This window comes from Halococcus dombrowskii, assembly GCF_022870485.1.
GTDB classification, from domain to species: domain Archaea; phylum Halobacteriota; class Halobacteria; order Halobacteriales; family Halococcaceae; genus Halococcus; species Halococcus morrhuae.
On sequence record NZ_CP095005.1, the window covers coordinates 2,615,555 to 2,637,482 of the forward strand.

15 protein-coding genes and 4 pseudogenes are annotated in these 21,928 nt (G+C 55.0%); 8 read left to right on the plus strand and 11 right to left on the minus strand.

Annotated features, from left to right (window positions below):
* Window positions 1–33: 33 nt before the first annotated feature.
* Both MUK72_RS13600 and MUK72_RS13605 read right to left on the minus strand, forming a co-directional pair.
* Complete coding sequence (locus MUK72_RS13600) at window positions 34–966, minus strand: glycosyltransferase family 2 protein (protein WP_244702083.1); 933 nt, start codon at window positions 964–966, stop codon at window positions 34–36.
* A 273-nt stretch (window positions 967–1,239) separates the two neighbouring features.
* Window positions 1,240–2,211 carry an alkaline phosphatase family protein gene (locus MUK72_RS13605; protein WP_244702085.1) on the minus strand — a complete coding sequence of 324 codons (972 nt, stop codon included), beginning with the start codon at window positions 2,209–2,211 and terminating at the stop codon, window positions 1,240–1,242.
* A 191-nt stretch (window positions 2,212–2,402) separates the two neighbouring features.
* On the opposite strand from MUK72_RS13605, the pseudogene MUK72_RS13610 reads away from it, so the two are divergent.
* Window positions 2,403–2,555, plus strand: a pseudogene (locus MUK72_RS13610) (transposase-like zinc-binding domain-containing protein); the annotation flags it as partial.
* Between the two features lie 9 nt (window positions 2,556–2,564).
* Here MUK72_RS13610 and MUK72_RS13615 read toward each other — a convergent pair.
* On the minus strand, window positions 2,565–3,425 hold the full coding sequence (locus MUK72_RS13615; RefSeq protein ID WP_244702087.1) for an IS5 family transposase: 861 nt from the start codon (window positions 3,423–3,425) through the stop codon (window positions 2,565–2,567).
* Between the two features lie 202 nt (window positions 3,426–3,627).
* Between MUK72_RS13615 and MUK72_RS13620 the strand changes: the two genes are divergently transcribed.
* The 3 genes and pseudogenes from MUK72_RS13620 to MUK72_RS13630 all read left to right on the plus strand — a co-directional run.
* On the plus strand, window positions 3,628–4,818 hold the full coding sequence (locus MUK72_RS13620) for an ISH3 family transposase (RefSeq protein WP_004051515.1): 1,191 nt from the start codon (window positions 3,628–3,630) through the stop codon (window positions 4,816–4,818).
* A gap of 158 nt (window positions 4,819–4,976) precedes the next feature.
* Window positions 4,977–5,291: pseudogene (locus MUK72_RS13625) on the plus strand (IS1595 family transposase); the annotation flags it as partial.
* Between the two features lie 303 nt (window positions 5,292–5,594).
* Window positions 5,595–6,047: pseudogene (locus MUK72_RS13630) on the plus strand (transposase); the annotation flags it as partial.
* An 88-nt stretch (window positions 6,048–6,135) separates the two neighbouring features.
* Here the strand turns inward: MUK72_RS13630 and MUK72_RS13635 are convergent.
* The 5 genes from MUK72_RS13635 to MUK72_RS13655 all read right to left on the minus strand — a co-directional run bounded on the left by MUK72_RS13635 (window position 6,136) and on the right by MUK72_RS13655 (window position 15,095).
* A complete protein-coding gene (locus tag MUK72_RS13635) occupies window positions 6,136–7,053 on the minus strand; it encodes a glycosyltransferase family 2 protein (RefSeq protein WP_244702089.1) in 918 nt (305 codons plus the stop codon).
* Window positions 7,054–7,186: 133 nt separating this feature from the next.
* The gene (locus MUK72_RS13640; protein WP_244702091.1) at window positions 7,187–8,068 is read right to left on the minus strand and encodes a polysaccharide pyruvyl transferase family protein; all 882 of its coding nucleotides are present in this window, start codon (window positions 8,066–8,068) and stop codon (window positions 7,187–7,189) included.
* Between the two features lie 1,030 nt (window positions 8,069–9,098).
* Window positions 9,099–9,422: a hypothetical protein gene (locus MUK72_RS13645; RefSeq protein WP_244702092.1), complete on the minus strand. Its 324-nt coding sequence runs from the start codon at window positions 9,420–9,422 to the stop codon at window positions 9,099–9,101.
* Between the two features lie 451 nt (window positions 9,423–9,873).
* The gene (locus MUK72_RS13650) at window positions 9,874–11,676 is read right to left on the minus strand and encodes an ABC transporter ATP-binding protein (protein WP_244702094.1); all 1,803 of its coding nucleotides are present in this window, start codon (window positions 11,674–11,676) and stop codon (window positions 9,874–9,876) included.
* Window positions 11,677–12,107: 431 nt separating this feature from the next.
* On the minus strand, window positions 12,108–15,095 hold the full coding sequence (locus tag MUK72_RS13655; protein WP_244702096.1) for a hypothetical protein: 2,988 nt from the start codon (window positions 15,093–15,095) through the stop codon (window positions 12,108–12,110).
* 444 nt (window positions 15,096–15,539) lie between these two features.
* Between MUK72_RS13655 and MUK72_RS13660 the strand changes: the two genes are divergently transcribed.
* Complete coding sequence (locus tag MUK72_RS13660) at window positions 15,540–16,556, plus strand: hypothetical protein (protein ID WP_244702097.1); 1,017 nt, start codon at window positions 15,540–15,542, stop codon at window positions 16,554–16,556.
* A gap of 5 nt (window positions 16,557–16,561) precedes the next feature.
* Here the strand turns inward: MUK72_RS13660 and MUK72_RS13665 are convergent, their stop codons facing one another.
* Window positions 16,562–16,816 (minus strand): hypothetical protein, encoded by a 255-nt coding sequence (locus tag MUK72_RS13665; RefSeq protein ID WP_244702098.1) that lies wholly within the window; start codon window positions 16,814–16,816, stop codon window positions 16,562–16,564.
* A 312-nt stretch (window positions 16,817–17,128) separates the two neighbouring features.
* Window positions 17,129–18,142, minus strand: a complete 1,014-nt coding sequence (locus MUK72_RS13670) for an alcohol dehydrogenase catalytic domain-containing protein (RefSeq protein WP_244702099.1) — start codon at window positions 18,140–18,142, stop codon at window positions 17,129–17,131.
* 155 nt (window positions 18,143–18,297) lie between these two features.
* On the opposite strand from MUK72_RS13670, the gene MUK72_RS13675 reads away from it, so the two are divergent.
* The 3 genes and pseudogenes from MUK72_RS13675 (at window position 18,298) to MUK72_RS13685 (ending at window position 20,917) form a co-directional block, all read left to right on the plus strand.
* Complete coding sequence (locus tag MUK72_RS13675) at window positions 18,298–20,055, plus strand: MutS-related protein (RefSeq protein WP_244702101.1); 1,758 nt, start codon at window positions 18,298–18,300, stop codon at window positions 20,053–20,055.
* Window positions 20,056–20,256: 201 nt separating this feature from the next.
* Entirely contained in the window at window positions 20,257–20,472 is a 216-nt protein-coding gene (locus MUK72_RS13680; protein ID WP_244702103.1) for a DUF8145 family protein, read from the plus strand.
* 101 nt (window positions 20,473–20,573) lie between these two features.
* Window positions 20,574–20,917, plus strand: a pseudogene (locus MUK72_RS13685) (2Fe-2S iron-sulfur cluster-binding protein).
* 38 nt (window positions 20,918–20,955) lie between these two features.
* Here the strand turns inward: MUK72_RS13685 and MUK72_RS13690 are convergent.
* Window positions 20,956–21,888: an NADP-dependent oxidoreductase gene (locus tag MUK72_RS13690; RefSeq protein ID WP_244702115.1), complete on the minus strand. Its 933-nt coding sequence runs from the start codon at window positions 21,886–21,888 to the stop codon at window positions 20,956–20,958.
* Between the last annotated feature and the right edge of the window lie 40 nt (window positions 21,889–21,928).

Consider the following 21,928-nt stretch of genomic DNA (forward strand, 5'->3'; position numbering starts at 1 on the left):
GGCGTCTCTGTATTGAGATCGTATGTTGTTTGATTATCCGTTTTTGCTAGAATTACTCTGAAATTGTTCATACACGGCCGAAAGATTACGGACGAGCTTTGATAAACATCCTATCAAATATAAAACTATTAATTCATCCATCGAAATGTCGTTATCACCCATCATTCGCGACAAAAACCGAACCGGATGTAATGGAAGGTAATTGCGTGGATCGCTCAGACTGCGCGTCTCAAAGCGTTCTGGATATCGTTGTTTGAGATGTGTTTTACCCCTTCCAGTACGAATGCTCTTCGAGAGCAGTGACCGAAGTGATGTCCGGGCAGGATGCGACATGACGATATCTGATTCGAAATGTTGATCAAATCCTGCAGCGTGAACACGGTTTCCGAATTCCCTATCGAACGAGAAATCGAGATTGCCGTTGAATGGCCCGACTTCGTTGATGAGGTTCCGAGTGACGACCAAGCATCCGCTCCCAACAAAATGACTACTTTTGATATATTCTCCCATCGGAAATCCGGAGATTTTGTTGTACCTAGCAGTGTACGTTTCCTCTCCTTCAGGAATGTATATGTTTACGTTGCACCCCAGATACTCAACATCATGCTCCGACATCGCTTTCGTGATGTCTTCAAGCCACGTTCTTTCGACCGTCATATCCGCATCGATGAACGCGATAAGCGATCCGTGTGCGTGCTGTATGCCTTTATTCAGCGCGGCTGACTGGCCCTGTCTTTCATCCTCAACCGCTAGTTGAACGAGATCCGGATAGCGTTCACAATACTTTTCAATAACAGTTCGTGTTCCGTCATTAGAGTTGTTGTCTACCGCTAGAATTTCGTATGCCTCGTGGGAGTACGTTTGATCAATAACCGATTCGAGTGTCATACGAATGCCTTCAGCGTCGTTGTATACCGGAATTACAACCGAAACGAATGGCTGTCCGATCACCTCCGCCGAAGTCATCGTCACGCCACTGTTCCGGCCGCGGACAGTCTGACAACCATCGGTAACTCTCTCACAGGCAGTTTCGGCTTCTCGTCTAGGACAGAGAACGAGCTGGGCAACATACCATCGCTCCACATCGCGTATGATTAAAGTCTATCTATCGAGATGACCGGCATTCCACCACAACATTCTGGAATGATTGAAAAATGCATTCGCTGATAGGAAAAAGAGAGACCCGGTTCGTCTGAGAATGTATATCAGTAGAGTTAAAAACATTAAATGAGATATTTGCTAGTTGAGATAGCCAAGATCCGCAAGGTGACTTTCAATGTCTGTTGTGGGTTGTTGAGTGTCTTCTGCTGGAGTATGGGTGTTCATATCGGATGCAGTCGTTTCACACCACGGTACCTTCTTTACTGCGGGAATTGGGCTCGCATCTGGATGCCCATACTGCTCCCATTCCCCAAATGCTTCGCCATGATCGGCGCTAATTGCTACCCGTTCGGCGTCAATGTTTTCGATTAGGAGTTTAACTTCATCAAGAACAAGGCGAAGATTATCAAGATATGCGTTCCATGCTTGATCCCGGCTTAGTTCCCCGTTTCGAAGCAATGGGAACGGATCCGATTCAAAAGGAGCTGGCGTGCCGCTACCATTGACTGCATCTGAAAGATATGGTGTATGGGGCTGATTGTAGTGAACGATGAGACGTTTTGTCGAGTGATTCCGTCCAAGTTCAATTGCGCGATCGGTAATATATCGAGGTGGCACATTTCCGAGATTATCGTCGTGGCCAGTATTCCAAACCCCTTTCAAAATTTTAAAATCGTCTTTTTCAACAGTCGAAAAGTTGGGGAAGGAGAATGGATTATTGTTTTTACCCGGTTCTTCTCCCTCAATAAATGTACGTTGAGCGAAGCCATTCCCGGTTAGATATATAGTGTCGGAAATTTCTTCATACCACTGGTGAGTGAACGTCTGAGCCATCCATTCATGAGAAGTACTCCCAACAGACCACATACTATCAACAGAATTGACAAAATCAAACTCATTGGCGACTTCTCTGAGTGCATCAATACGGCAAGCATCAAGGATAATCAATATGTCCCACTCACGCTCATAGATATTTGTTCCAATTGGATATCTTGACGTGAGCGTGTACCATGGGCCGCGGTAACCAAATTTTGCTACTCTGCCGAGAGTCTGTTGTAGTCCGTCCCGTCTAAGATTCTCAACGAATTTACTGACGATGCCAGAAGTCATCTATTCATAGATGGTTGTTCCGCTTCAAAAGGTTGCTGAATTGAATACGATCAGAGCATTGGCCAAGGATTTCAGTTCATCCAGAGAAAGCCATTTTATCGAAAGCGCTCTTGTGAAGGAGATCGTTGGTAGAGTAGCTGTAGCTGAGAAAGCGTAGCGGGCAAGGGTGATACGAAGCGTCACCCAATAGCATGTTTCCCTTCGCCACACTGAGTTCGGAGATGAGGGCCGTGGACCTGCTGGAGCGGGTCCGCTAGCGCGATGGCTTCCAGTGCTCGCGCTGCCGGTCTGAGCCGGTAATCAAATACGGCAGCTACAGAGCTTTTCAACGGTATCTCTGTAAAGGGCCGTGTTTAATCGCATGACGGAAGTGGAATTTCCTGTTTTGCGGCCTCCTTAATGTTGTACACCGCACACATCAACGCGATCTCACGAAATTCCCGATACCATGTCCGCGCTCGCAGGGCGACGCCCAGCGAGCGCTTGACCGAGGAGAAGACGGTTTCTGACATGGAGCGCTGGTGGTAGAGATCGTCGTCAATTCGGGCGTTGTGGGCGTGATCGTAGGGCTTGTTGATGCAGTGCTTGATCAACGGTCGGAGGTCAAGATCCTCACGGAGGTACTCACGCAGCCACGTGCAGTCGTAGCCTTTGTCAGCAGTGAGGATCTGCAACTCGTCCGCCTGCCGACGGGCGAGTTGCTTGCAGATGTCGGCGTCACTTCCCTCTCTGGTGGTCGTACAGTGCAAATCGAGGATGATATTTGTTTCTGTATCGACGAGTTTCGTGGCTTTGAGGTCCTGTACTTCGTATTTTGTCTTGTTGCAGTACGAGCGGCTCGCAGGCGAGCGCTCGAAGAACGTAGCGTCGATCGCTCCGATCGGCCCAGTGTTATGAAACTGCGCAGACTGCTGGAGAAGTGTCCGACAGACCGCCATCTCAATTCTATCGAAAGCGAGACATAACGTCGAGGGATGCGGGAGATCGGTCGGTTCAAGGCCGATCTCCCGCGATATTCGTGGCATTTCCGTCAACACATCGATCGTCATCCGGTAGGTCGTATCGAGGTAAATCCGGAGACAGTGGATGGATATCATCGCTGCATCGGTGAACCCGCCGCCACCTTCCGGGGCGGCGGGTTCGTCCCAATCATCGGCAACCCTTTTGACGGCGAAGACAACACGTTCGGTGAAGCGGAAGATTTGCGTTGACATACTTCGCTGTCTTCCGCTTCAACTCCGTCACTCTGGCGACCTGATCCGACGTTGTCTAGCGATTAAACACGGCCCTGTAAAGATTGTAACCGCACATTCGCTAGTTGTCCACTTTGGCTCAACAGCCCAATAGCTGATACGTTGTAGGAATGAAGCGGATGAATCAGTGACCTGATTCACCCGCTGTCCGGATGTTCTCGTGATGAACCTACCCTTGCTCAAGGAAGTTCTCACAGATCCGGACGAGTTCCTTTCGAACGGCCAGTTGAAATCTCTTGCTCTGGAGATGCTGGAGCTGATTCCGATGGAAGGGATCGAGGGCTCCGTCCTCGATCCCGAGGGGATCATGGAAGTCGTGCTTCGGGCCGCCGTTGGAACGACATCGATCAACGGGGTCACGACGAAGACCAGCGATACGCCAAACCGCAAGACTGTGATGGACTGGCTCCACACCCTCCAGAAACCCGCCATGCTGGACGCTGTGAACGACATTCTTGCGTTGGTCGCAATGACGGTTCTCGACCGTGGCGGGTCGAGAACCGTCTGTATTGACTTCATGGACAACCCGTTCCACGGCCACCCAGAGGACGAAGACGAGTTCAGGAGGATGCAAGCCCGTGACGGAACAACGAAGTGTCACCGCTATTGTACAGCGTTCGTCATCGCCCGGGGAAAGCCACTGACTCTCGCCGTAGAGCCAGTAGCTGGCGAGGACAGCAAGGCTGACGCGGTCGAGCGCGTGCTCGCCCGCGTCGAGACCTATCCCTTCGAGACCAAGCAGATTCTCATCGATAGAGCTGCCTTCAACGGGGAACTGATCGGGGTACTTCGTGAGACTGCGCCGCCAGTCTTTCCGGTCAAGACCGGGAAAGACTCGCTCCGGCGGAAGCTCTCGGTCAACGCGTCGTATATGACCGAAGAGACGATCTGTGAAGGCAAAGAGCACGAACAGACGTATCCACTAGCGGTGAACGTCACCTACCACAACGGAGATCGAGGGAAGTCGGGGGTAAAACGGACGGGATACGCGGCGTACGGTCTGGAAGACCGCACGCCGCGACAGGTCGCGACAGTCTACAACAAGCGCTCACGGATCGAGAAGAGCTACGAGAAGTTCCGCGAAGCGCGTGCCCTCACAACAACGCCATCGACGACGATCCGGTTGTTCTACGTGGGCGTTGGGTTTCTGTTAGAGCAGCTGTGGGTCGTGCTCCAGTGGGCGGTGCTCGCCGCGCCACAACGTGGCGGGCGAGCACTCCCGGTGGAGTTCACGTTCGGTGATGCGTTTCTCCACGGAGTCGAACAGGTGTTGGACGATGAACTCGGTTGGAAGGAGAAGTATCGAACGAACGGGGTAGGATTGCCGGCGGGATGCGATCACGGACTCGCCTGAGCCGCCTCGCTTCGGTCGAAGCGAGGCTGGCGAGGAGCGACAGCCACTTTCTACGCTCACGTAGATCCAGGAATGACCGACGAGAGGTTCGCAACTCGACAGATTCTCTCAGGGAACTGCCTTCCAAGCGGGTTACACTCTGATCCCGCCTCACGTCTGGTCTCTTTCAACGTATCTGCTCGTACCGTGACCGAAAGAGTGGACAACTAGCGACATTCAATAATAAGACTCGCACGATCTTTGCGCACGCGAAGATTGCGCTCGACGAGTGGCTCTTCGCGATCTATGCGTCATCCGGTTCAACATCAGTATCCGCCAACTTACCGTTGAACTCGATATCTCATACAAGACACTTCACCGGCGCGTCGAGCGTTTCGCCACAGCGCTCGACGCGCCTTCGGTCCGAGCCGTGCGATCCCGTCGAGATCGACGGACTGTACGTTTCTGCTGGGCTGAAGGGTCGCGAGCGCGACAGTAATGGGTAACCGAAGCTTTGAAAGTAGATTCACGGAAGAGAAATAACGATCGAAGAAAGCCGTACACCGGGTGTATAGCGATCTAATCCAGTTAGGTGTTTACTGTAATGTTTACCGTAATCTCGTCCGGGCGAATCAGTAATGGCTGAATCCCCTCATTACACACCTGAATACGACTGTTTTGACCGACACCATATAAATCCCGATTCACCGATTTCGTGATTTCTGTGAACCAGCAGTAACAGCCTTCTAATCATAGATCTCTGGACGAACTTGCAGAGCGTGCCTGGATCATTACCGTCGCGCTCTCGAGGCCTTTCCATGCGCGGGCATAGAACCTACGAGGGCGACAAACCGCCGGTGTTCACCTTCGTCGATCGCGGTAGCGGGAAGCGATACATCGTCCGGCGAAATCAGCTGACGAATCGACGGTCCGGCCCCTTCTCGCGATTCGCGAGAAGGAGACATTGACGGTCTACACGGATGGATTTCGTGCGTATGTTCCACTGGATGACGACGAGCGATTTCACTGCGAGTTGGTCATCCATGCGGACAACCGGTACGTCGACGGTGAAGCTCACGTGAACACCTGTGAGAGCCACGGGTCACTAGTGCGCCCGTGGCTCTCAACCCCATTGAGGCGTTTCGAAGAACAAGCTCGTGCACTATCCGAAAGCGTTTCAGCTACGACGCCGGATCTACCGCAAACCTGGTCGAGAAGCGTTGAAACACGTTCTCCGGAAAATGTTCTGACTCAGCAACATATACTTCACAAGAGCAATCGAAAAGAATGACTAGCAAAATGTAACCAACTCAACATATCGTTGGTAGCCCGACTACTCTACCGATCCAAAAGGAGTTGGAAACCAGTCTTTGTGAAAAATGCAGGGTCATATCGGAGTGCAGTAAGAAAATGCTTGGCTGCTTTTGTATTGTTCCCATAATTTCGTAGCAGTCTCCCAGCTGTGATGTGGTACATCGATGTATATCGGGCTGGAGAAAGTTCAGTAGTGGCTTGCTCAAGGTGTGCAGAGATACGGGCTTGTAATTTTTCCTCCTCACCAACAAGCTCACCAACATGAGATCCGTAAATTTCACCGATGTTGCGTCTTCTATATAAGTCGGGTGTGATTCGGTATTCAAAGAGAATATCCGGAAGGACGCTGCTAAACTTAGGCCCGAATTTTCGGGCCAACCGAACCCATAGATCAAGATCTTCTGCTAAGGCAAAAGGTTCACGATAACCATTCACCGCCCGTATCGATGATTTCCTCATCAACACAGATGCATGAGCCATGTCTTTTCCATTTTCCATCAACCCTTCAGGACCATTTGTGCTTGGTGAACAGGACCATACGCCTAATGGGTCACCGTGGGGTCCTATGTAACGAACAGAACAACCGACGAGATGTGTGTGAGGATTCGCATCTAAAAATTGGACTTGCTTTGCAAAACGCTCTGGTAAAGATCGATCATCGGCATCCATTCGTGCGATGTATTCGCCCCGAGCCTCTGCGATACCTTTGTTCAAAGATACCATCAATCCCTTATTAGAGCTGTTAGTGATTATCTTGATTCGGTCATCACATTCTGAATAGTGTTCAATAATTGAGGGTGTATTATCTGTTGACCCGTCGTCAATTATGAGAAATTCGTAATCATTGAAATTCTGCCGTAAGACACTTTCAATACTTTCCGAGATATACTGCTCTTCATTATGTGCCCCCATAACGACAGAGATAGTTGGATTTGATGACACAAGATGGCATGAATACGCCGTCAATATAACAGTTATGAATGACAGATACTGATGGGGTGGTTGTGAGTCTTTTCGATATATCATCAGTAGAAATTGGTAGCTTGCGGCAAACAGCTACCATGCTATCAGCGCCCTACCGAAGATACTGAAAGTCTACGTTAGGAGAATTTGAGAGCGAATATTCATACACACCACGATTCTTATAATATGTAACATCAAATCCTGTGACTGGTTTTTCTAATATTGACGCAAGAATCATCACATGTAATCTGTCCGTATACACATAGGAAGCTTTCGCAACCTCGTTGACCAAACCGGCAACAGACTCTTCAGCGAGACTAACATCACGAACTTTAATTGGTTTTTTGATGTCTTCCTTGATTATCGGGCTTGCCGAAGATTTGTCCGTACGCATTCCAAGTAGTGTATATCGATCATCAAATTCGTTAACCGGCAGATCTTTCTTGTCAAGAAATAGGGCAGTATCGTCTTCGAGATAGACCGAAACATGGTTACACTCCGCTGCCGCATTTTCAATATTTTTATAAGAATATTTCTCACGGCAAAAAAAGTGCGTCTCATTGTCGACATTATTAAAAATGTGCGTAGGATTAGTGGTGTTGAATTGACAAGTTGAGGGCCCAATAATGATAGGGCAATCAAAGTAACGAGCAATCGTTGTGTAGCAATCGATACCTGCTTCCCAAAAATCACTAAAACCAGCACCTCCATGCATATATACCGCCGAAATATTGTCTCTGAACGCCTTTTTCAGATATTTTACATTCAGAAGAAGTGTCTTCGCATTTCTCCGTAGGTTTAATGAAGGAAATTTATAAGGTGAATCTCTTCGGGGAGTTCCTTGATTGAGAGGAATTGTGTCAATATCTGTCCCAGATATGTATTTATTGAATCCTTTATATATCAATGTATCCCCATGATTCCCACCAGGTTGGACTGTAAGTAGTCGACCATCACCAACAATATTAGATATAACTGTGTCAAGTTGTTTCATTTCAGTAGATGATCAGCCTCAAACCAGATGTAAGTTTCGATAGCGTCGCAAATTATGTGATTACAGTCGATCGTGAAGAGCAGATTTGGATAGTTTGAATCGTGAATAAATAAGCGATGTAATGTCATAGCAACGGTACGGTAACGCTCCAACCAATGTATCTCTGACGGCTCTATTGAATCCACAGAGGGAACCCGAAAACCTGCATATGTTGCTGGCAACTGAGCGATTACGGTAAGAATTACGGTAAGCAGGCTAATCGCTGGAGGGCGAGGGGATTCACGAGAGTGGTTTCGCCAGCAATTCCGAGAGCGAGGACAGATTCCGTCCTCGCTCTCGGATCGATTCGGGACTATCTCTACCCCTGCTGGGGGTTTCAGAATCCACGCAGCTAGCAGTCGAACACAGTTGGAAACACCCGCGATTCACGCCCCCATCCCTACGCCGTCGGCGGATTCAATAGAGCCATCTCTGACCGTCTGTTTCATTCCTCACTGTCTTGAATCTCGGTAATCCTCGGGGTCAATCGCGCGGAGCCATCGATAGAAGGCAGCTGTCTCCGGATCGTCAACTGTATCGGGTGCAGGTGTATATTGGCAGATATTTGATTACATGTACACCTCGTCGAACCCGAATGACCACCCGTCGTTCTCGAATTGCGCGCAGACATGTTCAAAGAAATCTTCGGCGACGGGGAAGCCGTATTCCGTAGGATCAACACCAGCAACCATGAGGCCCACGATGGACCGACAGCACTTTTCACAGCGACCACAATTTTCACCGTTCGTTGATTCCCAGCAGGCACGGATTGGCAATTTGACGTCTCGCCTCTTGATGGCATCCACAATGAGTGTAAGTTTCTGCTGGCGTGATAGTCCAAACCCGTCGTGGTGACAATCTGTCTCTGACCACGCCATCTTGCCATCAATCGTCAGGTGCGATCCCCAAGGGCGGCCGAAATCGTCGGTGTAAGAGGCAGCTATGTAGAGGTTTGATAGTTCTTGTTGGTAGGCAACTGGAGCACAAAGGCTCAGCAATCCGATTCCGTGCTGGACACCCCCCCCCCCCACCATCCTGCGGTGATTTGATCCCCAAACACTGCAGATAGTTTCCCCTGGTTGAGAATCGTCTTGAAATTTGACTCAATGTAGTAGTTATCGAGATTGAACACTGTTGAACACTCCGAAACCTGTGATTTTGTTTGGTTCCACGCATCATCACGATTGAGACCGATATCGACCCCACGGATTGTGAATAGTGTCAGCAGTTTTTCCGTGATGTCTGATGGTTGAAGCAAGTGAATTTGCTCCTCCACTAAAAAGCAAGCCACCATCCTGACCACCAAGATGGTCATCAGGTAGTGAATTCACGTCATTCACTTTCATCTTACCAGTAGTCCCCATTATTGGATAGGTTTTTCCGAATACTGCTGAATATTTCGAATAGGGTTCCGAAAACGTGCGTCAAGTGATTCAACGATCAAGTTGGCGTCAGTAGCCCACAGATCGGAGTGAGGTTTGCCACTACAGGAATCGATAGAATACTCTTAGGAACCTCTTCAACAGCGGTGGAGTAATCAACAAAAAAGTATCTGATGTGAAAAACGCTGCATCCGGGATGTAGCACTGATTTTAATCTCTACAGTAGTAATCGTGGACAGTCGGTGTAACCACTTCGACTCGTCTGTCGAGCATGGAGAGACAGTTCACCTGCTAATTATAAGTGTTCGTCGGATTGGCGGATTTAGTTTTGTCGTATCGCCAGCCTACGCTTATTGTCAGAGAATTACTTGATCGTATCCAATCTCAACCGCGTGCCTGAATTGCATACAGCTCCGCATACTTTCCACCGTTGTCCACCAGTTCGCTGTGTTCTCCCACTTCCGAGATACGCCCGTTCTCGACAGTGTATATCCGGTCAGCGTTCTTCACAGTCGAGAGCCGATGGGCGATTGTGACGATAATGTATTCACGCTCCATCGTTTCGATTGCACTTTGAACCTCCTTTTCGAGGTTTGAGTCGAGATCACTCGTTGCCTCATCAAGAATTAAGAGATCAGCATCTTCAAGGAGTGCACGTGCAAGCGCGACTCGTTGCTTCTGGCCACCAGAGAGCCGCACACCCTTGTCGCCAACATGCGTGTCATATCCATTCGGTAAATCATCGATGAATTCGTCGACGCGGGCAATCTCACACACGCGTTTGACTTCCTGTTGAGAAGCATCACGATTGGCAATAGTGAGGTTGTATCTGAGTGTATCATCGAAGATGAAGGGATCTTGGCGAACGACTGCAATATGCTCGCGCCAGTCCGCAATGTCCATCTCCTGGATGGAGGCTCCGTTGGCGCGAATATCACCATCGTTTAACTCATACATTCGCGCAAGTAGTGAGACTACCGTCGATTTCCCGGCTCCCGATTGCCCAACAAATGCCACGAATTCGCCTTCGTCCGCTTCGAAATCGATTCCACGAAGAACATCCTCATCACCGTCATAGGAGAACCACACATCCTCAAATTCGATTGATTCCACGCTATTCGGTGCGGAACGGCTAGCCTCATTCGGTTCCTCTTGACGACTCAACTCGTTGATGAACGCTCGAGTGCGGACAAGATGGGGTAGGTTGTTTTCAACTTGGTATATTAACTGGTTGGCAGTACTTGCTTTCGGACCGAGTCGGAACATCGCGAAGAGGAAAAGGCCCAGTGAACCGAGCGCAAGGTTTGCGAAAGTCAGGGAAAGGTAAATTAGTACGAAGACAGATATTGCAACCGCCATGTTGTAGAAATTCTGGATTGCAGCTTCATTTCGCCGGAGCGTGATTCGGGATTGGGTGAACTGTTCAACAGCATCACGGAAATCGCCATAGAGCTCGTTGGCAATCCCGAAAATGCGGATATCCCGAATACCCTGTGTGCCAGCTTGCGCTGCCTCCTGTCGCCGTTCGTTTGCGTCCGCAACCTCATCGCCAATGTCGTACCCAGGTTCGAGGACGCTGCGGAGTAGATAGGTAACTACTCCCAGAATAGCACCAGAAATGAGGGTGAGCTTCGGTGAAATCGCAAACGCAATCAGGATATAGACGAGAGCAAGGAAAGACTGTTCGATAAGTCTGATACCGCGGTTGATTGCATCACCCGCATAGTATGTCTGTGTAATGATTGCATTCAGAATATCATCGGAACCCTCTTCATCGAAATAAGAGACGCGTGCATTGAGTGCGTTGTTGAACGCCTCAACTTGGAGGTCACGAGTATAATACGATCTAAGTGCCTCCCGGAACCACGCAACCAGGAAACTAGATGTGTATCTGACAGCCATAATAAGCCCGACGCCTGCGACCGCCGTTCCGAGCGTGAGCGGAAGATTCAAGAATTCATATGCTGCCGCAAACACGCCCGCAAGTCCCGACTGGGCCGGTTCTCCACCACTCTGAACCAACTCGATGATAGGTAATATGAAACTTAGTCCGATACCCTCAAACACAGCAGCAAATATGCTGAGGACGACAACACTGAGTGCTATTTTTGGATTGTATTTTATGACATCGAGTATTGCATCTCTCTTCTCTGTTCTAGAAGCGTTCTCAGAGGTGTCTTCTGTCATAGTAGCGGGAAGGAGGCTGTTGCCATCAAAAAGGCTACGCGAGAGAGGTATAAGTCCATCCATTCGATACTGGCCACATCATAAACATTCATTAGCGGAGATCGCCCACAAGATATGCTGCACTATACCAATTGCACACATGGTCTGCAGCGCGGTTCATTGATTACTTCAGGGCGGTGGTGTAGAAGTAGCCATGCACCCTAAACTGCTAGATTTGGTTCATTCATATAACACAATTTCATCTTGAAGCGAGCAGCGATGATCGTCGAAGATCAATCTAGGCACGATCAGCGCTGTGCGCTAGATTCAACCAACCAAAGTCCGAAGTCTTGGATGGCGGCCGAAATAACGGTTCGACGACGGACTCAAACGAACGATCGAGTACTATCGCCAGCGACTGTAAGCCGGTCGGAACGTCCATCAGAAACGACTCAATATCGGGTCGGATCGATTCGATTGCCGTCCAAAAGAACATCTGCACTACCATTTAGATTGAGTCGTTTAATGCTTCCCGAGAACGTGTAGCTGTCGAGGCCTGTGCTAGTGTGGCCAGACGCCGTCTGCCCCGAGATCGTATCCGCACTGTTGCGATCCGCACCGTTTGCAGTGCTTTTCGCGAGATCATTCTCGACCGTGAATTCGTAGTCTGCACGCGATCCAGACCCTTCAATCGTGAGCACGTGGTCAGGGCGCTGACCGACGTGAGCTGGTTTACCGTCGAGAGTGACCGTCGCTTCACCATCGAGATCGAACGCGACGAGTTCTCCCGAAAACGTGTAGCTGTCGAGGCCTGTGCTGGTGTGACCAGACGCCGTCTGCCCCGAAATCGTATCGTGACCGTTGCGATCTGCACCGTTAGCCGTACTCTTCGAGAGATCACTTCCAACTGTAAACGTGTAGTTCGCACGTGAACCCATGCCCTCAATCGTGAGTACGTGGTCGGAAGATTGGTTGACGTCAACTGGTTCGCCGTCCAACGTGACTGTTGCCTCGCCGTCGAGATCGAACCGTTCGAGTTCTCCCGAAAACGTGTAGCTATCAAGACCCGTACTAGTATGTCCAGACGCCGTCTGCCCCGAGATCGTATCGTGACCGTTGCGATCCGCACCGTTAGCCGTACTCTTCGAGAGATCACTCCCAACTGTGAATTCGTAGTCTGCACGCGATCCAGTTCCCTCTATCGTAAGCACGTGGTCGGAACGTTGACCGACATGGGCCGGTTCGCCGTCTACGGTGACCGTCGCCTCACCATCGAGAACGAATCGTTCGAGTTCTCCAGAAAACGTGTAGCTATCAAGACCCGTACTAGTATGTCCAGACGCCGTCTGTCCCGAAATCGTATCCGCACCATTGCGATCCGCACCATTTGCAGTGCTTTTTGAGAGATTACTACTGACCGTAAATTCGTAGTCCGCACGCGACCCGGTTCCCTCTATCGTGAGTACGTGGTCGGGACGCTGGCCGACGTGGGCCGGTTCGCCGTCTACAGTGACCGTCGCTTCACCATCAAGGACGAACCGTTTGAGTTCTCCCGAGAACGTGTAGCTATCAAGACCCGTACTAGTATGTCCAGACGCCGTCTGCCCTGAGATCGTATCGTCACCGTTGCGATCCGCACCATTTGCAGTGCTTTTTGAGAGATTACTACTGACCGTAAATTCGTAGTCCGCACGCGACCCGGTTCCCTCTATTGTGAGTACGTGATCGGGGCGTTGACCGACATGAGCTGATTGACCATCCAGTGTGACGGCCGCCTCACCATCGAGATCGAACGCCACGAGTTCTCCCGAGAACGTGTAGCTGTCGAGGCCTGTGCTAGTGTGGCCAGAAGCTGTCTGCCCCGAGATCGTATCGTCATCATTGCGATCCGCACCGTTGGCCGTACTTTTCTCAAGATCGCCCTTGACTGTAAAGGTGTAATCCGCACGTGAACCCGTTCCTTCTATCGTGAGCGTGTGCGGAAGTCTCCCCCCGCCCTGATTGGGCGTCGGACAAGAGCCGCTCGCATCGATATTGCGCGTTCGGACCCACGTGTTGTCCTCGACGACACGCTGCCCATTGACGTCGATCGTACTGTTGACCACTTTGCTGCCGTCAGAGTCAACCAGTCGCACGCCGTGACGATTCCCTCCGTTCTGGTCGATACAACAGCCCTTCACCACCGAATCGTCACGCTGATCGATACGGACCGCGTCGGCACCGGACGCCGACCCAGTCACACTCACGTTTTCAAGCGTCGTCGAGTGGGGCTTCGGGGGCGGACCACGATTGCCGAAGCCGACCGGTGCCTTCGCGTAGACACCACGGATCGAGTCGACATCGACCTTGATACGCGTGTTCCGGATCGCGTGATCGGCCCCGTCGCTGCCGACCACGACGCCGCCGCTCGAATGTGGGGTCGAAGCGATGGTGATATCGCAGTTCTCGACGCTTGCGCCACGATAGCCGAACTTCCCGGCCTCGAAGCGCACGCCGCGGGAGTTGAGCGTGTCGCCGGGGTTCGGGCTGTTGCTGTTGTCGAAATCGGCGGTGATGACCGCGTTTTTCACGTAGCTGTCACTGCTGCTGAGCCGGACCTGTGTGATGTCGTTGTTCCGGAAGACGCCGCCTTCGACCTGGACGGCACCGCCCGTCCGACTGCAGTAGAGCCCGTTGTTGGGAAAGCCCTCGAACTGGCAGTTCTTGAGCGTGACCGTCCCCTTGTGACTGATCCCGATCCAGACGCCGACGCGGCCGTTACCGTGGTTGTACGCGCCCATCAGCCCGTCGTTTTTCGCGACGACGTTCGAGACCGTACCCGTCCCGTCTGGCGATCGAATGATCGGATAGAGCGCGTAGGTGACGGCGGGGTTGCCGTTGCCACCGCCGCGCGGGTCGCTGTTTGGATGGATCCCCTGTCCGAGATACTCGACATCGTGGACTTCGAGATCGTCGTCGACCCCGAAATGGAGCCCCGGCGTCGCCCCCGCCGCCCGCAGGTCAACGTCGATGTTCTCGAAGAGCAGCCCCGTCCCGTCCTCGACGACGAACATCTTCTCGTTGTATCGCTCTGGCACCGTAAATCGGACATCCCCCTCCCCGAGGAAGCCAAGGTTCGTCGTATTCAGAATGACGTTTTTCTCGGTGATCTTGTACTCGCCGGGCGGGAACTTCAACAGCGTGTGATCGTCGGCCGCGTTCCGAATCTTGCTGTCGCAGGGCTCGTTGCCCGTCGGATCACAGCCTGCATCCGCCACCATATCGACCGTGCGCTTGAATTTGATCCCCCGTCGCGTGAACGCCGCGCTCGCCGCGCCCGAAAGCATCGATGCCGAGCCGGCTGCAACACCCGCGAGCTTCAGATATGACCGCCGATCGACCGAAAGCGACGTATTCTCCCCTACTGTCTCTCCCTCGCGATTCCCATCGCTGCGTAGCATCACTGCATTAGGCATCACCTTACTAAAAAAAAGTTACGATATATTTTCCAATAGGTGGCGGTGAGTTCGAAGATACCACTATCAACTATCCAGACATCCACCGATCGTAGTCTCTAGCTGTACTTGTGACATCACAACAGGCACACAAATGCGATCAACAACCACAGCCAGCCCGGCGACAGCGAGCAGCCATGATGCACCGAAGCCGGACATCGGGTTCGATCGATAGCGCCGGCTGGCCGATCTAGACGATACGAACAGCATGAAATAGAAAATTGAGATTCATGGATGTGATTACATTGCCGACGGCGGTCGAATGCTCTCAACGCTCGCCGGCATTCGTAATCCCAGCACGGAATACAATAGTTGAGTAGAGTGGCAGAGACCTTGAGCATATGACCGACAGTAGTATCTTTATTATACGTGCGAGGATGTGCCGGAGATATGCAAACAAATACGCGAGTGGGAATTCTCACACGGCCACCGTTCGTCATCATAGGACTGTTCGTCCTCGCGCTCTCTCAGTCGGTTGAACAGCTCGGGCGCGCGCTCATCGGCCGCAACGATCTCTGGTCCGATGCGGCGAACGTGTGGCTACCGCTCGCCGAGCATGTCGCTTCCGGGAACGCGCTCTATGTCGGTGCGGCCGTCGATAACAAACCACCCTTCTGGCAGTACCTCAATCTCGCAGTGTTCGAGACGGGTCACTACGTCGCCGTCTTTTACTTGCTTGTCGGACTGGCGAACGCCCTCGCCGCATGGCTGCTCTATCGGTGGGTATCGGGCTTCGCACGGCGTGAGACGGCCGCCGTTGCTGCACTCTTGTTCGTCGCAGCGCTGCCGTTGCTAAACGGCACCATCATCAACGTCCGGTCGTTCGCACTCGTATTCCTGTTAATGGCGGTGCAGATTCGTCGGGCGAGTGTTCAGGGTGCACTCATCGCCGTCGCCGGTTTGTTCTCGCAGTACGCTGTTTTCGGAATTCCGGCACTACTATGGTATCGTCACACGATCGGACGGCTCAACGCCCGGCAATTCGTCGCGTTCTGCGGTGCAGGCCTTCTAACCGTTGTGGTGAGTTTCCTCCCACTGCTGTGGTGGGGCGTTCCGTCTGTGGTGGGTGGCGTCGAGTGGAGCTTTTTCGCCGCCGAGAGCCATTTGCTCGAAAACGACGTCCTGAATCCGTGGCTTGCACCGATGGATTGGGCGGCAAAGCTCGCACAGGTTGCCGAGCAGATGCTCTACCTGCTCATCCCGGCGGCACTCTACACCGTCCGGGTCATGACTGGTCGTGTGCAGGAGCGGTCAGCCATCGATATCGTGCTCGTCGGGTTCGTTGCCCTCTACGCCCTCTCGTTTGGCGTCAAATCGCTGCGATACTACTGGCTGTTGTTGCTCCCGTTTCTGGCGGCACTCGCGGCGCTCGAAGTCGAAGCGATCTATCGGCAGGTTGCAGGATAGAGGTCTCACTCGCCACGGATAGCCATACGCCCGGCGTCGATGGCGGCGCGGGTGCGAGGATAGTATCCGTCGAAGCTCTGTGCTGCCATCGATGGCGGGATGCGTTCGTGGGGCGCGACGCTCTCGTAGGCCATTACGCGCTCAGCGGGGGTGGCAATAGCCTGTTTCGCGCCCGCACGATGTGGCGCGACAACGTAAGTCTCGCCGCCACCGTTGGAGGTACGAAAGCGAACGCACCAGAACCAGTGCGGGAGATACATACTCCAGCACTCCCGTGTTTCACAGAAATTAGTTCCGGTCGAAGGGGAACGACAGTCAGCGGCCAGCAACATGCACTCATACCTCGTTGATCTGCTCAGAGAGAACATGGTCTGAGCAGTCAATCCTCATGTGATTTCACGCAGGCGAACTCTCGGCGCTCGTGAAGCTGTCAAGCACGAGGGCATGGCCGAGACTTGCCGTGATGCCGAGTACGCGTGTCGTCGATGTTAAGTGCAATGTCAAAACGGACATAGCCGTGCGTTGGGAGCGGGCAGTCGAAGAAAACTGCTCGCTGCACCTTCGTCCGTCGGTCACGGCTGCACGACGAGCTTGCCGAACGCATCCCGGCGCTGCATATCGGCGAACGCCTGGCCCGTCTCATCAAGTGCATACTCGTCGTCAACGACCGGCTCGATCGCTCCATCCGCCGCGAGGTCGACAAGCGTTTCGAGATCGGGCTGGGTGCCCATCGTGCTGCCGATGATCTGGTTGTGTCCGAGATACAGCTGTGGGATCTCGATCGTCGATCGATCGCCCGCAGTACGGCCACAGACGGCCATCCGACCGCCCTGTCGGAGCAGCGCCAGCCCCAACGCGGTGTATTCGCCGCCGAGATGGTTGAGAACGGCGTCAGGGTCGCCGATTTCGTCGACGGCCGCTCGAATCTCGTCCGTGGCCCCCGACTCGACGACGTGGTCGGCTCCGACGTCGGCCAGTCGGTCGGCCTTTGCCGCCGAGGTCGTCGTCCCGATCGATCGCGCGCCGAGCGCATCGACGAGCTGTACGCCGGCGACACCCACGCCGCCGGTCGCGCCGGGGATGAAGACGAGATCGTTCGCCCCGACGTCGGTGCGCCGGAGCATGTGGTAAGCAGTCATGTACGCGGTCGGGAGCGCTGCCGCATCCGTGAAATCCACCGATTCAGGGAGCACAACGAGTCGGTCAGCATCGACGAGTGCCTGTTCTGCAAGGCCGCCGTGGTACAGGCTGTACTGTTCACAGCGGTTTTCGGGCCCTTCACGACAGTATCGACAGGTCCCACAGGTCTCGTTGGGACACAACAGGACGCGATCGCCGCTCGCAACCGAATCGACGTCCGGTCCCGTCGCGGCGACCTCGCCGGCGACATCGAGCCCACTCACGAACGGGAGCTCGTCCGTCCCGACCATCCCCGAGTCGCCTTCAAGGATCCAGAGGTCGTGGTGGTTGATCGAACACGCTGCGACGTCGATGACGGCTTCGCCAGCCGCCGGCGTCGGGTCGGGCCGTTCCTGGACGGCGACGTCGTCGGGGCCATCGGTTCCGGTGAATGCAGCGACACGCATACGAGAGCTACGGGCCACGAGCCAGTACTGTCTGTCGGTTCACGAGCTGTCGTCCGCGTTCGACACGACCACCCGGTGCAGCCGTTTCGCCAAGACACACCGGAGCGATAGACACCGTCCACGCAGTATTTGGTGACTCGCGATCGAACGGCGGTATGTCGCTGCAGGATTACTGGGGGATCGGCCCGAAGACAGCCACCACGCTCGACGAGGGGCTGGGCACCGAGCGGGCGATTCGCGCGATCGAGGGGATGGATATCGGAACGCTCGCCGATGCCGGCCTCGCTCGCGGCCGAGCGACGCGCATCCTCCGGCACGCCCACGGCGAACAGGGGATGGGGATTCTCACGACGCCGGACGCACGCAGCGTCTACAAGGACCTCCTCGCACGGGCACAGGAGCATGCAATCACCGAGCACGCCGGCGACCGAATTCGCGTGTTGACGCCGCTCACGTCGGTCGATGCAATGGACAAGCGCCTCGACGCGGTGACGCTCGCAACGGAGACATGGCGTGAGCTCGACGATGCCAGCCGCGAGGCAGTGCTCGACGCCTTCGCCGACTTCGACGAGATGGACGGTGGCGAGCGTGCTGCCGTCGAGACCGTCCTTACCCTCCAGGAGATCGGGGTACACACCGGCGTGTTCGCTCCGATCGACGCGATCGATGCCGACGCGCTCGCGGACGCCGCCGCGGCGCTCGGTTCGCTCGACACCACGGGCGACGATCCAACCGTCCGCGAGGGCGTCGACGACGACCTCGATACGGCCCGCGAGCGGCTCGCGGCGGTCGAACAGCTCGATGCACAGGGGATCGACGTCATCGACGCCATCCAATCCGACGGGGTTCGCTCAAGCGCGGAGTTCCGCGAGGCGTTCGTCAGCCACGTGGCCGCCGAGACGCCACTCCCCGCACCGCGCGTCCGCGAAGCGACACCCACCGACGCCGCCGACGCGACCGATTTCGTAACCCAGGGGCTCCGCGAGCTGCTCGCGACGCTCCATGAAACGTTCGAGACACGCGAGCAGGCAGTCGTGGACGATCTCGAAACCGCTCTCGACGACAGCCGTGATGCGATTGAGGCGGCCGTCACTGCGGTGAACGAGACGGCCTTCCAGCTCTCGCTTGCCCGGTTCGTGGACGCGTACGATCTGACCCGTCCGACGTTCGTCGAGTCGGGCTGTGTCGGGGCCGTGAACGCGCGCAACCTGTCGCTCGTGGCGGCCACGGAGACGGCCGTCCAGCCGGTCACGTACGCCGTCGGCGATCACGACTGTGCCGCCGCGGTGCCGACCGCCGATCGAGTTTCGGTGCTCACCGGAGCCAACAGCGGCGGGAAAACAACCCTGCTGGAGACGCTCTGTCAGGTGGTCGTGCTCGCACATATGGGCCTTCCCGTGCCGGCCGACGAGGCCGAGGTCAGTCGTGTCGATGCCATCGTGTTCCATCGCCGGCACGCGAGTTTCAACGCGGGCGTGCTCGAATCGACGCTGCAGACGATCGTGCCGCCGCTGACCGACAGCGACCGGACGCTGATGCTCGTCGACGAGTTCGAGGCGATCACCGAACCGGGGAGCGCTGCGGACCTCCTCTATGGGCTCGTGCGTCTCGCTGTCAATGCGGGCGCGATCGGTGTCTACGTCACCCATCTCGCCGACGATCTCGCACCCCTCCCCGACCGAGCGCGCACCGACGGCATCTTCGCCAGAGGCCTCAACGACGATCTGACGCTCGACGTGGACTACCAACCACAGTTCGAGACCGTCGGTCGATCGACACCGGAGTTCATCGTCTCGCGACTGGTGGCGAACGCGAGCGATCGCAGCGAGCGCGCCGGCTTTGAGGCGCTTGCCGAGGCCGTCGGCGAGGACGTCGTCCACCAGACCCTGCTCGATGCGGAGTGGTCCGCCTGACGGGAGATCACGGAGAAACACACTAAAGCAGCTGTACGCCCTATTCTCGTCGATGACCCGCTATGGCTACGCCGCGATGAACGTCACGCTCCGCGAGGAGGACGTCCGCACGAACCGTGGGATGAAACCGATTCGTCCCCGGGAGACGAGTCGTCCCTCACTGATTCGTTGATCGTGTCGCCTGCAAGGGAGCAGTCCGATATGGATGGTGACGTCGATGTCGGCGACGAGCCCGAGACGTGTCCGGTCTGCAACGTCGCGTACGACTCGGTATCGGTCCACGATGCGGGGCTCATGGTGAACCTCCTTAACAACGAGCGCTACCGACGAGTGTGCTTCGAGCCTGTCGTGGATCACGATGGCCGTCCACTCGTGCGCTTCTTCCATCACACTCACGGGCAGGCACTCGATTCCTAGCCCACAGAGCAAGCGATAGCTTTCGATCTTCTGGCGTGCTGTTGCGACGAGTCGGTCCCCATCGGCAGTGGGTTCAGGGTGCGTGAGTCCGTACGCTTGCCATGAGCGAGCGCGTTCCCGTGACGGTCGTCACCGAGACCGAGGAAACGATCGTCGAGATCGAGCGAGGGCCACCCTCCGCGATGCGCTGCTCGATCGGGGGTTTTCGGTCTACGGGAGGTTCTCGAAGCACGCCAACTGCGGCGGGCGGGGACTGTGTGCGACCTGTACCGTCGCGGTCGATCCCGCACCGGAGCCGACACACTGGCACGATGCTGCAGCCGCCCGGTTCGGCTATCCACGCCTCTCGTGTTGTCTCACGGTCGAGGAACCCATGAGGGTCGAACTCCTCGATAAGTACGTCTGGGGGCAGGTGCTCCCCCACCGTCAGGAACGTGAACCGTGAGTCAGATCGTCATCAGCCCGTGAGGCCCGGGAAATCGATTAGACATCAAGAACGAGCTTGCCACGGACGTGCTCCGTTTCGACGATCTCGTGGGCGCGCGCCGCCTCCGAGAGTGGGACTTCGGTGCTGACTGTCGGGTGCAGCGTTCCGTCGTCGATCGCCTCGCCGATCGTAGCGAGGAGCGCGGGCTGTTCCGATCGCCCGCTCACCGCCCGCACGGCGATGTCGCGGCCGTCGGCGATCGGATCGGAGGGAGCACCGACGACCGAGACGAGCACGCCACCGTCAGCGAGGGCGTCGACCGAGCGACGCTGGGTCTCGCCGCCGACGGTATCGACAACGATGTCGACGGGATCGACGACCGATTCGAACGCCGCCTCGCGGTAGTTCACGAACTCGTCGACGCCCAACTCGCGGAGATAGCGCTCGCTGTATCCCGAAGCGGTGGCGACCACCTCTGCTCCCGTGGACGTGGCCAGCTGGACGGCCATGTGGCCGACACCACCGGCCGCCCCGTGGATCAGGACTCGATCGCCGGCAGTGCAGTCGGCGTACTCAAATAGCGCCTGCCAGGCTGTCCGGGCGACGACCGGCACGCCGGCGGCCTCGGTGAACGTGAGCGCGTCGGGCATCGGAGCGAGCTGGTCGGTGCTCGTCGTCGCGTACTCCGCGTAGCCACCGAAATCGGGGAAGCCGTTGACGCCGAACACCGCGTCGCCGCGCTCGAAGTCGGTGACGGCCGTACCGATTTCTTCGACGACGCCCGCGACGTCCATCCCGAGAACGAGCGGGAACGGATCGTCGGCGAGCATCTGTGTCGTCACACCGCGTCGAAGCCGACAATCGACCGGGTTGACGCCCGCGGCACGAACGTGAACGAGGACCTCGTCGTCGTGGGGCTCCGGACGGGGCATACGCTCGTAGCTGAGGACGTCAGGCGGACCGAACTCGTGGATGCGGGCGGCCCTCATCTGCCGTTCATCGTTTCGCATCACATTGAACGTTCTGGGG